Origin of the sequence: Azonexus hydrophilus, assembly GCF_001956855.1 — a bacterium.
Lineage (GTDB): Bacteria > Pseudomonadota > Gammaproteobacteria > Burkholderiales > Rhodocyclaceae > Azonexus > Azonexus hydrophilus_A.
In genome coordinates, this window is sequence record NZ_MTHD01000001.1 from 55,661 (window position 1) to 70,064 (window position 14,404).

At 63.3% G+C, this 14,404-nt stretch carries 10 protein-coding genes; 4 read left to right on the forward strand and 6 right to left on the reverse strand.

The window, feature by feature from the left end:
- Positions 1-34: 34 nt before the first annotated feature.
- Both gyrB and BJN45_RS00335 read left to right on the forward strand, forming a co-directional pair.
- Positions 35-2,524, forward strand: a complete 2,490-nt coding sequence (gyrB, locus tag BJN45_RS00330; RefSeq protein ID WP_076090968.1) for a DNA topoisomerase (ATP-hydrolyzing) subunit B — start codon at positions 35-37, stop codon at positions 2,522-2,524.
- Positions 2,525-2,720: 196 nt separating this feature from the next.
- Positions 2,721-3,104 carry a hypothetical protein gene (locus BJN45_RS00335; protein ID WP_076090970.1) on the forward strand — a complete coding sequence of 128 codons (384 nt, stop codon included), beginning with the start codon at positions 2,721-2,723 and terminating at the stop codon, positions 3,102-3,104.
- A 268-nt stretch (positions 3,105-3,372) separates the two neighbouring features.
- Here BJN45_RS00335 and BJN45_RS00340 read toward each other — a convergent pair whose 3' ends face one another.
- Positions 3,373-4,374, reverse strand: a complete 1,002-nt coding sequence (locus BJN45_RS00340) for a type I asparaginase (RefSeq protein WP_076090972.1) — start codon at positions 4,372-4,374, stop codon at positions 3,373-3,375.
- Positions 4,375-4,475: 101 nt separating this feature from the next.
- On the opposite strand from BJN45_RS00340, the gene BJN45_RS00345 reads away from it, so the two are divergent.
- Together BJN45_RS00345 and dtd are read left to right on the forward strand one after the other, a co-directional pair.
- Positions 4,476-4,922: an HIT family protein gene (locus BJN45_RS00345; protein WP_076092429.1), complete on the forward strand. Its 447-nt coding sequence runs from the start codon at positions 4,476-4,478 to the stop codon at positions 4,920-4,922.
- An 8-nt stretch (positions 4,923-4,930) separates the two neighbouring features.
- Positions 4,931-5,383, forward strand: a complete 453-nt coding sequence (gene dtd / locus BJN45_RS00350) for a D-aminoacyl-tRNA deacylase (RefSeq protein ID WP_076090974.1) — start codon at positions 4,931-4,933, stop codon at positions 5,381-5,383.
- Positions 5,384-5,398: 15 nt separating this feature from the next.
- Here the strand turns inward: dtd and BJN45_RS00355 are convergent, their stop codons facing one another.
- The 5 genes from BJN45_RS00355 to gshA form a co-directional block, all read right to left on the reverse strand.
- A complete protein-coding gene (locus BJN45_RS00355; RefSeq protein ID WP_076090976.1) occupies positions 5,399-6,535 on the reverse strand; it encodes an HD-GYP domain-containing protein in 1,137 nt (378 codons plus the stop codon).
- Entirely contained in the window at positions 6,532-10,854 is a 4,323-nt protein-coding gene (locus BJN45_RS00360) for a response regulator (protein WP_076090978.1), read from the reverse strand. The genes BJN45_RS00355 and BJN45_RS00360 overlap by 4 nt, the downstream gene beginning before the upstream one ends.
- Positions 10,855-10,958: 104 nt before the next feature.
- Complete coding sequence (locus BJN45_RS00365) at positions 10,959-11,987, reverse strand: FAD:protein FMN transferase (RefSeq protein WP_076090980.1); 1,029 nt, start codon at positions 11,985-11,987, stop codon at positions 10,959-10,961.
- Positions 11,972-12,991 (reverse strand): glutathione synthase, encoded by a 1,020-nt coding sequence (gene gshB, locus BJN45_RS00370; protein ID WP_083650683.1) that lies wholly within the window; start codon positions 12,989-12,991, stop codon positions 11,972-11,974. Before gshB ends, BJN45_RS00365 begins: the two co-directional genes overlap by 16 nt.
- 3 nt (positions 12,992-12,994) lie before the next feature.
- Positions 12,995-14,287, reverse strand: a complete 1,293-nt coding sequence (gene gshA, locus BJN45_RS00375) for a glutamate--cysteine ligase (RefSeq protein WP_076090982.1) — start codon at positions 14,285-14,287, stop codon at positions 12,995-12,997.
- Positions 14,288-14,404 lie beyond the last annotated feature (117 nt).

A 14,404-nucleotide genomic window follows, 5' to 3' on the forward strand; every position in this document is an offset into this window, starting at 1 on the left:
ACGGATGGGCCCGTTTCACGTGGAACCAAGAACAATGAGTGAAGAGAACGTCCCGCAAGGCACTGTCGCACCGGCATACGGTGAAGCCAGCATCCAGATCCTCGAAGGCCTGGAGGCCGTGCGCAAGCGCCCGGGCATGTACATCGGCGACACCTCCGATGGTACCGGCCTGCATCACCTGGTCTTCGAAGTCGTCGACAACTCGATCGACGAAGCGCTGGCCGGGCATTGCAACGACATCATCGTCACCATTCACACCGACAACTCGATCTCCGTCATCGACAACGGCCGCGGCATCCCGACCGGCGTCAAGATGGACGACAAGCACGAGCCGAAGCGTTCCGCCGCCGAAATCGCGCTGACCGAACTGCACGCCGGCGGCAAGTTCAACCAGAACTCGTACAAGGTCTCCGGCGGTCTGCACGGCGTTGGCGTCTCCTGCGTCAATGCGCTGTCGAAGTTCCTGCGCCTGACCATCCGCCGCGATGGCAAGAAGCACTTCATGGAATTTTGCCGTGGCGTGCCGGTCGACCGCAGCATCGAGGTCCGCGACGGTTTTGAAGTCTCGCCGCTGAAAGTCCTTGGCGACACCGAAAAGCGCGGCACCGAAGTGCATTTCCTCGCCGACGACGAAATCTTCGGCCACGTCGAATTCCACTACGAAATCCTCGCCAAGCGCCTGCGCGAGCTGTCCTTCCTCAACAACGGCGTCAGCATCAAGCTGATCGACCAGCGTTCGGGCAAGGAAGAGCTGTTCGCCTTCGCCGGCGGCGTGCAGAGCTTTGTCGAATACATCAACCGCACCAAGTCGGTCCTGCATCCGAACATCTTCTACTCGGCCGGCGAAGCCAAGGTCGGGCAGGGCGCTGCCGATACCGGCATCACCATCGGCGTCGAAGTCGCCATGCAGTGGAACGATTCCTACCAGGAACAGGTGCTCTGCTTCACCAACAACATTCCGCAGTCCGACGGTGGCACTCACCTGACCGGCCTGCGTGCCGCGATGACCCGCGTCATCAACAAGTACATTGACGAAAACGAAATCGCCAAGAAGGCCAAGGTCGATATCGCCGGTGACGACATGCGCGAAGGCCTGGCCTGCGTGCTGTCGGTGAAGATGCCGGACCCGAAGTTCGCATCGCAGACCAAGATGAAGCTGGTTTCCAGCGAAGCCCGTGGCGCCGTTGAAGAAGTCGTCGCCCAGAAACTCGCCGATTTCCTGCTGGAACGCCCGGTCGACGCCAAAATGATCTGCGGCAAGATCGTCGAAGCCTCACGCGCCCGCGAAGCTGCCCGCCGTGCCCGCGAAATGACGCGGCGCAAGGGCGTGCTCGACGGTGTTGGCCTGCCCGGCAAACTCGCCGATTGCCAGGAAAAAGACCCGGCGTTGTGCGAAATCTACATCGTCGAGGGTGACTCCGCAGGCGGCTCCGCCAAGCAGGGCCGCGACCGCAAGTTCCAGGCGATCCTGCCGCTGCGCGGCAAGGTGCTCAACGTCGAAAAGGCCCGTTTCGACAAGCTGATCTCGTCCGAGCAGATCGTCACGCTGATCACCGCGCTTGGCACCGGCATCGGCAAGGACGACTTCAACGTCGAAAAGCTGCGCTACCACCGCATCATCATCATGACTGACGCGGACGTCGACGGCGCCCACATCCGTACGCTGCTGCTGACGCTGCTCTACCGCCAGATGCCCGAACTGATCGACCGCGGCTACGTCTACATCGCCCAGCCGCCGCTGTACAAGGTCAAGCACGGCAAGACCGAGCGCTACCTCAAGGACGACCAGGAATACCACCAGTTCCTGCTCAACATGGCGCTCGACGAAGCCGTGCTGACGCCGACCGCCGGCGCACCGATCACCGGCCCGGCGCTGGAAGGCCTGGCCCGCTCGTGGCTGGCCACCGAAGCGATCATCGAACGCCTGGCCCACCTGGTCAATCCGGAAGTCCTGCAGGCCATCGTCCGCCACAATATTGCGGTCGACCTGTCCAGCGAGGAAAAAACCCGCGCCAGCGCCGAACTTATCGCCGCCCACATCCCCGCCAGCACGCGCATGGTGCCCAAGTTCGACGACATCCAGGAACGCTGGATCCTGCGCGTCGAGCGTATGCACCATGGCAACCTCAAGGTCGGCCTGATCGACGAAGACCTGCTGCTCTCCGGCGACTTCATGCAACTCAAGCGCACCGCCGAAACCCTCGCCGACCTGTTCGGCAACGGCGGCGTCATGGCCCGCGGCGAAAAGAAGCAAGTCTCCGCCAACTTCGGCGAAGCCATGAAGTGGCTGCTCAACGAAGTCGAACGCGGCATCGCCAAGCAGCGCTACAAAGGCCTCGGCGAAATGAACCCGGAACAGCTGTGGGAAACCACCATGGACCCGAAAGTCCGCCGCCTGCTGCGCGTACAGATCGACGATGCGATTGCCGCCGATGAGATCTTCACGACGCTGATGGGTGAGCTGGTTGAACCGAGACGGGCGTTCATCGAGACGAATGCACTGAATGCAAGGATCGACATATAAAGGGGTTTTTTTCCGCTGATGATGTCCTGATTCCTGTTAACTGCTCAGATCAAGAAGGCCGCTCGAAAGAGCGGCCTTCTTGATTTCAGGGGCCATGTATCTGGTTTTTCCGAAAGGATATGCGCTGCTTTCCCTCTATCCTGAGCGGCAAAAAAATTGATCCATTTCCCCGTCGTCTAGAAAAGGAAAACCCAATATGAGAATGATCCTATGGTCCCTGTTTGCCCTGGCTATGCTTCTTTGGACGGGCACGGCGTTGATTGCTGTGCATTTTGTCGATTGGACGGTCCTGACTTTCGGCAACACGCTGCCGACCGGTCAGGAGCTTGGCGCAGTCGCCGAAGCCATTCCTTTGCCCGCCTGGTTGGCTGTTTGGGTTGATCCTGCCTGGGCGCAGATTTTCCAGGCCGGGTTCGGCGATTTTATCGAGATTGTTTCGCAAAGTACGCCTTTCCTTGCTTCCGCGATCAGCTGGCTCAGTCCGTTGATCTGGGCCATCTGGGGCCTGGGTGCGCTGGTGCTGCTGATCGTCGCAATACTGGGCCACTGGTTTCTTGGGACGCTGAAAAAACCAGCCTGACGAGGTATTCGCCGAGCAACAATCGATAGGTTTGTAAGTCGTTAGCGGGTGGTGCCCAGACGGGCGATTTCGTTCCCCAACCCAGCCATGGTTCAGGACAGTGTGGGCTGGCTGAAGCCTGTCAGTTCAATGTGCTGGCGCGCAGTCCTGGTCCCGCTGGCAAGCTGCATGCGAACGGCATCGGCGCAGGTGGGCATGGTTATGAATTGAATCGTGAATAGATAGTTGAATGGCTATCCTGTGCAATTGCTTCTTCAACGTGAAACCCTCAGCTCTTTTCTCCGCACCAGCTCTGCTGTAGCCCCTCGCGCACGCTGTCGGTGTCGTTTGCGCTTGCGAGCAGGAAATGCAGTTTGGCGAAGGCGGCTTCCAGCGTGATGTCGCCGGCGGAGATGACGCCGATACGGGCGAGAGCAGCGCCGGTGGCGTAGGTTTCCTGGCTGACGCCGCCGATCAGGCACTGGGTGGTGTTGAGCAGGGTGATGCCGCGGGCGGTGGCGCGTTCGAGGGCGGCGATCAGTTCGCGGTCGCCTTGCGGGGCGTTGCCGACGCCGTAGGTTTGCAGGATCAAGCCGCGGACGCGCGGGTTGGCGGTCAGCGCGTCGACGGTGGCGCCGGAAATGCCGGGATGGAGGGTGAGGATGGCGACGGCCTGATCGTTGAATTCGGGGATGACGAATTGTTTTTCGCCGGGGCTGACGATGCGTTCGCGGTGCAGCGTGATGGTGTTGCCGGTTTCTGCAAGCGGGGGGTAGTTGGGCGAGTCGAAGGCGTCGAAGCGGGTGGTGGCGAGTTTGCGGCTGCGGTTGCCGCGCAGCAGGCGCTGGCCGAAGTAGAGGCCGACTTCGCGGACGGGCTCGTTGGCAGCGAAGTGCAGGGCGCCTTCGACGTTGTCGAGGGCGTCGCTGTCGGTTTCGATGAGCGGGATCTGGGCGCCGGTAAAGATCACCGGCTTGTCCGTGCCGCGGAGCATGAAGGACAGCGCCGAGGCGCTCCAGGCCATGGTGTCGGTGCCGTGCAGGATGACGAAGCCGGTGTAGTCGTGCCAGTGCTCGAGCAGCGTGCTGGCGATCACCGGCCAGTGGCCGGGGCGCAGGTCGGCGCTGTCGATGGGTGGCAGTTCGACGATATCGTAGTTGGGCTGGCTGGTGCTGGCACGGGTTTCCAGTTGCTGGCGCAGGCGTTCCGGGAAACCGGGCATGGGCCGGTAGCCGTCGGCTGCGGCGGCCATGCCGATGGTGCCGCCGGTGTGCAGGATGAGCGTCTTCATGTGTTGGCGATGAGTTTTCCAGTAAGCCGCGAAGGTAGTCCGAATCAGCTGCCACCGCCAGTAGCTCGCATACAATGCGGCTTTTCGGTCAGGAGATTGCCATGCCCATGTTCGTTGATACGTCCCCGCCGGGACAGTGCATTTTCTGCAAGCTGGTCGCCGGCGAGATTCCCGCCTCGAAGGTGTTCGAGGATGAGGAGACGATTGCCTTCATGGATCTCGGTCAGTTGAACCCGGGGCATACGCTGATCGCCATCAAGCGCCACGCCGACAATCTGCTCGACCTGACGCCGGACGAGGCGGCGGCGGCGATGCGTACGGCGCACCGGGTGGCACATGCGGTGAAGAAGGCTTTCAACCCGCCGGGGCTGACGCTGTTGCAATGCAATGGCAAGGAGGGTGACCAGACGGTATTCCATTTCCACATGCACGTGGTGCCGCGCTGGGGTGATGACGGTATCGGCCTGTCGTGGCCGCGCAAGGACCCGACGCGCGAGTTGCTGGAACAGTACGCGGCGCAGTTGCGTGCGGCGATCGAGCCGGCCTGAGGCGAGCGATGCGTGTTGTCGTGCAGCGGGTAAAAGCGGCCGATGTTGCGGTCGACCGTGAAATTACCGGAAAAATCGGCCCCGGCCTGCTGGTGCTGGCCGGTTTCGAGGCGGATGACAGTGCCGCCGATCTCGACTGGATGGCCGGCAAACTTGTGCGTCTGCGCCTGTTTTCCGATGAAACCGGGGTGATGAACCGCAGTGTCCAGGAGATCGGCGGGGAGATTCTTGCGGTGTCGCAATTCACGCTCTATGCGTCGGTGAAGAAGGGTAACCGGCCGTCGTGGAGCCGGGCGGCGCGCGGCGATGTGTCCGGACCGCTGTTTGCGGATTTCGTCGACAGGTTGTCGGCGGCGCTGGGCAAACCGGTGCCGACGGGGGTGTTCGGCGCCGACATGCAGGTGTCGCTGGTCAATGACGGACCGGTGACGCTGGTGATCGATTCGCGCCAGCCGGAGTAGCCAGGTGCGAGCTGGCTAGTCGCCTTCCTTTTCGCTGGTGAGCACGCCGGGATAGCCGTCGGGATCGTGCCGGTGGTCGTAGATTTCCTTGATGTGGAATTCCAGGTCGGTCAGCGCACCGTTTTCGTCGGCGTAGATTTCCTTGATGCGCAGGATTTCCGGCAGGGCTTTCCTGAAGGCCTGCATCAGCACCGGGTCGAAATGGCTGCCGGTCTGGCTTTCCATCAGGCGCAGGGCTTCTTCAAGCGGGAAGGCGGCCTTGTAGGGACGGATCGAAACCAGTGCGTCAAAGACATCGGCGATGGCGACGATGCGGCCTTCCAGCGGGATGTCCTCACCCTTGAGGCCGCGCGGATAACCGCTGCCGTCCCATTTTTCGTGATGGCACAGGGCGATGATGCGGGCGGTTTCGAGCAGCTCGTTCTCGTGTTTGCCGATGATTTCGGCGCCCATGATCGGGTGCTGGTGCATGACCTTCCATTCCTCGGCGTCGAGCTTGCCCGGCTTGAGCAGGATGGAGTCGGGAATGCCGATCTTGCCGATGTCGTGCATTGGCGCGGTGTTGAAGATGATGCTGGCGGCTTCGTCGCCGAGACCGTGGGCTTCGGCGATCAGGCGGGCGTAGTGGCTCATGCGCAAGACGTGGTTGCCGGTTTCGTTGTCCTTGAATTCGGCGGCGCGGCCAAGCCGGCGGATGATCTGCTGGCGGGTCGTCATCAGCTCGCTGGTGCGCTGGCGGACCATGCGTTCGAGTTCGCGCGACTGGTCGTAGAGGGCGAGATGGGTACGCACCCGCGCCTTGACGATGGGCGGACTGATCGGTTTGGTGATGTAGTCGACCGCGCCGAGGGCGAGGCCGCGTTCCTCGTCCTCGATGCTGCTCATGGCGGTGACGAAGATCACCGGAATGCGCCGGCGGTCCGGGTTGGCCTTGAGCCGTCGGCAGATTTCCAGGCCGGACAGGCCGGGCATCATGATGTCGAGCAGGATCAGGTCGGGCGGTTCATCGGAATAGATGATCTTCAGCGCCTTCTCGCCCGAGGTGGCGACCCGGATGCGATAGTCGTTGCACAGCACTTCACTGAGGATGGTGATGTTTTCCGGGGTGTCATCGACGACCAGGATGCTTTGCTTGGGGAGCAGGGGACTCATGGCTGTTTCGCTCGGGAATTGGGTATGTCGCCGAGCCGCTTCAGTATCCCGGAAGCGGCTTCGAATTCGTAGTGACCGATCAACCGGGTCAGTTCTTCGACAAGCAGGGGATCGACATGCTGGCGCAGCGTGTCGGCGATGTTTTCGAATTCCCGGACGGCGGTTGCATCGTCATTATCCAGAAGTTGTTGCAGACGGGATAGCGCTTCCGGCAGGGCCTGCTGCTGCGCCAGTGTGGCTGCCGTCTTCGCTTGCGCGGTTGGCGCCTTCTTCGCGATGAGGGCAAAAACGCTGGTCAGGACGGTATCCAGCTGGGCGATCAGGGTGTCGATCTCGCGGATGGCGTCAGGCTGCTGCTTCAGGCATTTTTCCAGATCGGCCGAAAGGCTGGCGAGACGGCTGGCGCCGATGTTGCCGGCAAGCCCGCGCAGGGTATGGGCGAGCAGGATCATTTCGTCGAGTTCGCCATGCGCCTGGGCGTTGCGCAGGCGTGCGAGGAAATCGCCCTGATCCTCGGCAAAGCGGACAAGCAGCCGGTCGTGCAACTGCCGGTTGCCGCCGAGCCGGGCAATTGCGCTGGCGCTGTCGATGATCTCGCTGTCGTCGGCAGTTTTGTCGGTCGGGGGGGTGGCCGGGGCTTCGGCCGTATCTGCCGTCAGGCCGCCCAGCCAGATGGCCAGCGTTGATTGCAGGACGGCAACGTCGATCGGCTTGGCGATGTGTTCGTTCATGCCGGCGGCCAGGCAGCGCTCGCGGTCGGCGGCCAGCGCGTTGGCGGTCATCGCCACGATCGGCAGTTCGCGCCGGCCGAGGTCCTGGCGAATGCGCCGGGTGGCTTCGTAGCCATCCATGACCGGCATCTGGCAGTCCATCAGGACCAGGTCGAATTCTTCCCGTTCCACCCGGTCGACCGCAATCGCGCCGTTGGCCGCGGTTTGGACCTGCAAGCCGAAGGCAGCGAGCATTTCTTCCGCCAGTTCGCGATTGACTTCGTTGTCCTCGACCAGCAGCACCCGGTGGCCGGCCAGGCTGATGTTGCCGGGGACGGCCTTCGACGATTCGGGCAGGCCGGGGGCGCGGTGCAGGGCGAGCATGACGCTGTCGAACAGCGAGGATGGCGTTGCCGGCTTGCCGAGAATGGCGCTGACGGCGTGCGGGTGCAGGGCGTCGCGCAGTTCGTCGTGATCGTGCGCGGTGGTCATGATGATGGCCGGCTCGTCGCTGGCGAAGGGTTCGCGGCGGATCGATGCGAGCAGTTCGACGCCGTCCATGCCCGGCATCTTCCAGTCGAGCAGCAGCAGCTTGTAGGGATGGCCGGCCTGGCGGGCGGCGGCCAGTTCGACCAGGGCTTCGTGGCCGCTGGCCGCAACACGGCAGTCAATGCCGAGTGCCGCCAGCATGTGGGCGAAGACTTCGCGCGCGCCGGGGCTGTCGTCGATGACCAGGGTCCGCAGGTTTTCCGGAATGCCGAGACGGCGTGGCGTTTCCGGCTCGTTGCCGGGCAGGTCGAACGGCAGTTCGAAGGTGAAACGGCTGCCGACGCCGGGTTCGCTGCTGACCGAAATCCGGCCGCCGAGCAGGTCGACGATGCGCTTGCAGATCGACAGCCCGAGACCGGTGCCGCCGTACTTGCGGGTGGTCGAACTGTCGGCCTGGGTGAAGGCGTTGAACAGGCTGGCCTGTTGTTCGGCATTCATGCCGATGCCCGTATCACGGACTTCGAAGCGCAGCAGGACGCTGGTTTCCCGGCGTTCGAGCAGGTCGACCGTAACCGTGACCTCGCCCTTCTCGGTGAACTTGATGGCGTTGCCGACCAGGTTGAGCAGCACCTGGCCGAGCCGCAGCGGATCGCCGACGAGATGTTCGGGGACATCGTGGGCCGGGTCGAAAAGCAGTTCCAGGCCGCGTTCGCGGGCCTTGATCGTACTCAGGTCGCCGAGGTGCTGCAGCGTTGCATCGAGGCTGAACACGGTGCGCTCGAAGCGCATCATGCCGGCCTCGATCTTGGACAGGTCGAGGATGTCGTTGATGATGCCGAGCAAGCCCTTGGCCGCGGCATCGACCTTGTTCAGGTAATTGCGCTGCTTGGCATCGAGCCCGGTTTGCAGCGCCAGGTGGGTCATGCCGATGATCGCGTTCATCGGTGTGCGGATTTCGTGACTCATGTTGGCCAGGAAATCGGATTTGGCTGCCGCCGCCGATTCGGCTGCCGCGCGGGCCTTGTCGGCTTCGCGTTCGGCGTCCTTCTGCGGCGTGATGTCGACGATGACGCCGATCAGGCCGCCCGGCGTTCCGTCCGGCGACCGGAAGCCGCTGACGGCGTAAAGCGTGTCGCGCAGGCTGCCGTCGGCACGGCACATGGTGACGACGCGGCTGATCCGGCCGGATTCGGCGATGACCCGCTCGTCTTCGGCCTGGAAGGTACGGCGTTCTTCTTCCGGCAGATATTCGAGGTCCAGTACCCGCTTGCCGATGAACTGGCCGCGGTCGATGCCGAAAAATTCCTCGTAGGCCCGGTTGCAGCCAAGAAAGCGGGTGTGTTCGCCCTTGTAGAAAATGGGATTTGGGATGGTGTCGAGCAGCGCCCGCAGGAAGGCAAACTGGCGGATCAGCTCGACTTCGATCTCGCGCCGGTCGGAGATGTCGAGCACGGTTACCAGCAGGGAAGCGATCTCGCCGGCCTCGTCGCGCACGGCGGTTACCTGGACATCACCCCAGCGGCTGGCACCATACGCATCGATGAATTCGAATTCGCTGCGCAGCCCGTCTTTGTTGCCGTCGACGATCCCGCTCAGGGCCTGGTGCATGCGTTCTTCCTCGGCAGGGGAGAGACACAGGTTGCGGGTATTGCGCAAGCTTTGCAGCGGGCGGTCGACGAAGCTGGCGAATGCCCGGTTGAATTCGGCAGGGCGCTGGTCGGTGTCGAGGCTGACGATGCCGACCGCCGCATTGTCGAAGACGGCGCGGAAGAAGGCTTCACGTTGCTGCAGGTGTTCCTGGCTCTGGCGCAATGCGCTGGTGCGCATGGCAACGGTCATTTCAAGGTCGGCATTGATGTTCTGCAATGCCTGTCGGCCGTACTGCAGTTGCTGGCGCATGTTTTCCAGTGCATCGGCCAGCTGGCTGACTTCCCGCCAGGGCGCCTCGGTCAGTACCGGGCTGTCCAGTTCCTGGCGACCGATGCGTTCGCTTTCTGCGGTCAGTTCATTGAGCGGTTCGCCGAAGCGCTCGGCAATGCGGATGGCGACGACGATGCCGAGGCCGAGGGCGCTGATCAGGATGATCCCGAGGACCACCAGGTCGGCGCTGGAAACCGGTACGAAATCGCGTTGCGGGGCAACCACGCCGAGCCAGACGCCGGTACGGTCCTCGTCGAGACGGGAAAACAGGCTGAGCCAGCGACCATCTGGCCGCGCGAAGGCATGCAACTCGCCGTCCGGGTCCGGATCTTCGCGCCACAGACGGTGGGCCTGGGCCAGTTCGCCGAGACCGAGCTCGTCGGGCATCTTGAGCAGGGTCTGATTGATCGATCCGGCATCGGTAAAGCGGGCATCGCGCGGCGGGGCAATCAACCGGCCGTCGCCGAGCAGCAGGGCGGCCTGACCTTCGCTGCCCAGGGTCAGGCGGGTCGTGAATTCGGCGACTTCGCCGAGCCGGACATCGTGCGCGATGACATAGCGGGAACCGTCGGCATCCCGCCAGCGCATCGCTGCAGTCATCCCCGGTTCCTTGGTGGTGAAGAAAATGTAGGGTTGCGTCCAGTGCACCGCGGCATCCGATGAGAGCGCCATGGCGCCCTGAAACCAGGGGCGCTGGCGGGGATCGTAGTCGCTTTCGTGGATTTCCACTTTTTCGATCTGCCGTTGCGCGTTCCAGGTGATCCAGTAGCTTTGCCGGCCCCATTCGCCCGGGTTGCTGATGCGATTGATCCAGCCACCATCCTTGCCGAGCAGCAGGAACAGTTCGCGTCCGGACTCGTGGGCAAGGAGGATGGAGTTGATCTCGTCGTGATTGGCGAGGATGGGGAAGAAAAGTTCGTTGAAACGGCTGAGTTCGCGATGGTCGACGACGCCGCTGGCGCCCCAGCCATGACTGCTGCGCAGCGTGATCTCGACCGAATGGAGCAGGCGGTTGTAACGGGACTCGACCTGTTCGGATGCCAGGCGCAGCTGCGTTTCAGCCAGACGGTTGACCGTTGGCTGGCCGATCAGATGGATGAGGCCGATGGTGAAGGCGGCGAGCGCGAGCAGGATCAGCAAGCCGATCCGTAGCACCAGGCTGTTGGCGAATCCCGGTTTTCTGAACGAAATGCCGCGCAAGTCGCTTCTCCCCCTGGTTACTGCGCTCCGATGGCTGGCCTGCTGTCCTTGTTCCGGCAGCTTTAGCCAGCATAACCAAGCGCTGCCGGGCGATCAAGGAAAGATCACGGAACGACGCTGATTTCCGGTGGTTTGCCGATGTATTCGAGACGTTTGTTCAGGGCTTCGGTGACGAAGATGCGATTTTCGCGGTCGACGCGCAAAACGAGGCCGGTTTGCATCTTGCGGGCCAACTCGCGCCAGCCGTCCGGGCCGGCGATGAAGATCGGCTTGGAGGCCGCGTCCGACAGCGTGCCGGCTTTGGCGCTGGCCGGGATGAGCACGGTCACTGCCTGCGTGTGGTCGACCGGCCAGCCGGTGCGCGGGTCGATCAGGTGGGCGTAGCGCTTGCCGTCGAGTTCGAAGTAGCGCTGGTAATCGCCGGAGGTGCCGATGGCTTCACCGTCGTCGAGCATCACCGTGGCCAGCGGGCCGGGCTGGCGCGGGTGCTGGATGCCGACCCGCCACTTGCGTCCGTCCTTGCTGCCCAGGGCCATGACGTTGCCGCCGATGTTGATCAGCGCATTGTTGATGCCCTGCGCGCGCAGGATGGCGGCGGCGCGGTCGAGTGCGACGCCCTTCAGGTAGCCGCCGAAATCGAGCGCCAGCGATCGGTTCCTGCTGGTGACGGTGGTCCCGGCGATGACCAGGTCGGCGACCGAGGGTTTCTGCTTGAGCCAGTCGGCGATGGCCTGCGGGTCGGGCAGGCGGGCTTCGAATTCGTCGGCATGGAAGCCCCACAGCTTGATCAGTGCGCCGACGCCGGGATCGAACAGGTGATCGCCCTGCGCCGACAGGGCTTGCGCCTCGCGCATGAATTCGGCCAGCTCGGGCGTGACTTGCTGCGGTCGACCGGCGGCAATGGCCGAATTCACTTCGGTCAGTTCGGACGGCTGCCAGGCGTGATAGGCGCGGTGCATGCGGTCGAATTCGCGCAATACCGCGGCAATCGCCTGCCGGCCCTGTTCCGGCGCGTCGCTGACGACGATGACTTCGACCCGGGTGCCGAAAACGAAGGCCTGTTGTTCCTGCAGCGGCGCCTTGGTGCAGGCGGTGAGACAGACAGCGAGGAGGGCGATCAGGAAAGTCCGCATGCGTGCTCGATGGCGGTGATGAAGGCACCGGCCGCATCGAAGCCGCTTTGCTGGCGGATCTCGACCATGCAGGTCGGGCTGGTGACGTTGATTTCGGTGAGATGGCTGCCGATGACGTCGAGGCCGACCAGCATCAGGCCGCGCTTGAACAGCACCGGGCCGATGGCTTCGGCGATCTCGCGGTCGCGTGGCGACAGTTCCTGGGCGACGCCGGTGCCGCCGGCTGACAGGTTGCCGCGGGTTTCGCCGGCCTTGGGAATGCGTGCCAGGCAGAAGGGAACGACCTTGCCGCCGATGAGCAGGATGCGTTTGTCGCCCTGGCTGATTTCCGGCAGGTAGCGCTGCGCCATGATTGTCCGCTGACCTTCGTGGGTCAGCGTTTCGACGATGACGTTGCGGTTCGGGTCGTTGCGATGGACGCGGAAGATCTGGCTGCCGCCCATGCCGTCGAGCGGCTTGAGGATGACGTCGCGGGTTTCGTCGATGAAGTGGTGGATTTGCTGCAAGTCGCGGCTTATTACGGTCGACGGGGCAAAACGGGCAAATTCGGTGATCGCGATCTTTTCCGAATGTTCGCGCAGCGCGCGCGGTCGGTTGAAGACGCGCACTCCGTCGGCCTCGGCGCGTTCGAGCAGCCAGGTGGCGGTGAGGAATTCGAAATCGAAGGGCGGGTCCTTGCGCATGATGACGGCGTCGAAGGCTTTCAGCGGCGTCCATTCACGCCCGGTTTCGCGATACCAGTCGTGGTCGTCCGGGCGCAGGTGCAGGTGGACGGCCTCGGCGAAGGCGCCGCCCGGGTGACCGGTTTCGGTGGTCCGCCAGCCCAGGGTCCTGGCCTCGATGGCAAAGACGTCGTGACCGTGGTTTTCGGCGGCCCGCATCATCGCAATGGTGGAATCTTTCCAGGCCTTCAACCCGTCGACCGGATCGATGACGAAGGCCAGCTTCAGCGAGCGGGCGCTACCGCCGAGCAGGTGTTTCTCGAAATGAAGTTGCTGGGCCACCGGTCAGGCCTGGCCGTCGTCCGGCGCCGTCCGTTCCAGTTCGACGGCGGCTGCCAGGCAGGCCAGCCGGCCGACGACGCCGTAGGCGTAGAAGCGGTTGGGCGGCGAGTCGGGATTGCCGCAGCGGTAGTCGGGCAGGTTGCAGCCGGTTTCGAAGGCCAGCGGCTCGAAGTGCATGCCCGGCGCGTTCAGGTTCTCGTCCTTGCCCCGCCCGGTATGGACGCGGTAGAAACCGCCGGTGACGTAGCGGTCGATCATGTAGATGACCGGTTCGGCGACGGCGTCATTGACTGTCTCGAACGAATGCACGCCTTCCTGGATCAGCACCTCGGACACTTCCAGGCCTTCCTTGACGACGCTCATCTTGTTGCGTTGCTTGCGGTTGAGCGCGATCACCTCGTCCACGTTGCGCACCGTCATCACGCCCATGCCGTAGGTGCCGGCGTCGGCCTTGACGACGACGTAGGGGGTCTCGGTGATGCCGTATTCCTGGTACTTCTCGCGGACGATGTCGAGCACCGCTTCGACATTGGCGGCCAGGCATTCCTCGCCCTGGCGTTCGTGGAAATTGACCGCGCGGCAGACCGAGAAGGCCGGATTGATGCGCCACGGGTCGATGCCGATGGCCTTGGCGAAATCGTTGGCGACCTGGTCGTAGGCAGCGAAGTGGTTGGACTTGCGGCGTACCGCCCAGCCGGCGTGTAGTGGCGGCAGCACGAACTGCTCGTCGAGATTGCCGAGAATCTCCGGGATACCGGCCGACAGATCGTTGTTGAGCAGGATGGCGCAGGGTTCGAAACCGGCGACGCCGAGCCGGTTGCCATTGCGGACCAGGGGTTCGAGCAGCAGCTGCTGGCCGTTCGGCAGGTCGATCGGGGTCGGTCCGGCGAGATCGGGAATCAGCGAACCGATGCGCACTTCCAGCCCGGTCTGCTTGAGAATGGCGGCGATCTGCGCGACGTTCTGCAGGTAGAACTGGTTGCGCGTGTGGTTCTCGGGAATCAGCAGCAGGCTGCGCGCTTCCGGGCAGAATTTCTCGATCGCGCTCATTGCCGCCTGCACGCACAGCGGCAGGAAGGCCGGATTGAGGTTGTTGAAACCACCCGGATACAGGTTGGTATCGACAGGTGCCAGCTTGAAACCGGAATTGCGCAGATCGACCGACGAGTAGAAGGGCGGCGTGTGTTCCTGCCACTGGGCGCGCAGCCAGTGCTCGATCTGCGCGCTGCTTTCGAGGAAGCGGCGCTCCAGTTCGAGCAACGGGCCTTTCAGGGCCGTCGTGAGATGAGGGACCATGGTGCTGTCTCCTGGCGTTCTTAGCCGTTATTGTCGGTCGCGATGTTACACCGCGGTGCACAAAAATGGGGTCGGCTGCCGCGGTCGACCGCGCAAAAAGGGTAAAATCCGGCCCTC

What these genes read in the sequence shown, in the direction of transcription:
- gyrB (WP_076090968.1), top strand. Translation starts at nt 35, where the DNA reads ATGAGTGAAGAGAACGTCCCGCAAGGCACTGTCGCACCGGCATACGGT.
- BJN45_RS00335 (WP_076090970.1), top strand. Translation starts at nt 2,721, where the DNA reads ATGAGAATGATCCTATGGTCCCTGTTTGCCCTGGCTATGCTTCTTTGG.
- BJN45_RS00340 (WP_076090972.1), bottom strand. Translation starts at nt 4,374, where the DNA reads ATGAAGACGCTCATCCTGCACACCGGCGGCACCATCGGCATGGCCGCC.
- BJN45_RS00345 (WP_076092429.1), top strand. Translation starts at nt 4,476, where the DNA reads ATGCCCATGTTCGTTGATACGTCCCCGCCGGGACAGTGCATTTTCTGC.
- dtd (WP_076090974.1), top strand. Translation starts at nt 4,931, where the DNA reads ATGCGTGTTGTCGTGCAGCGGGTAAAAGCGGCCGATGTTGCGGTCGAC.
- BJN45_RS00355 (WP_076090976.1), bottom strand. Translation starts at nt 6,535, where the DNA reads ATGAGTCCCCTGCTCCCCAAGCAAAGCATCCTGGTCGTCGATGACACC.
- BJN45_RS00365 (WP_076090980.1), bottom strand. Translation starts at nt 11,987, where the DNA reads ATGCGGACTTTCCTGATCGCCCTCCTCGCTGTCTGTCTCACCGCCTGC.
- gshA (WP_076090982.1), bottom strand. Translation starts at nt 14,287, where the DNA reads ATGGTCCCTCATCTCACGACGGCCCTGAAAGGCCCGTTGCTCGAACTG.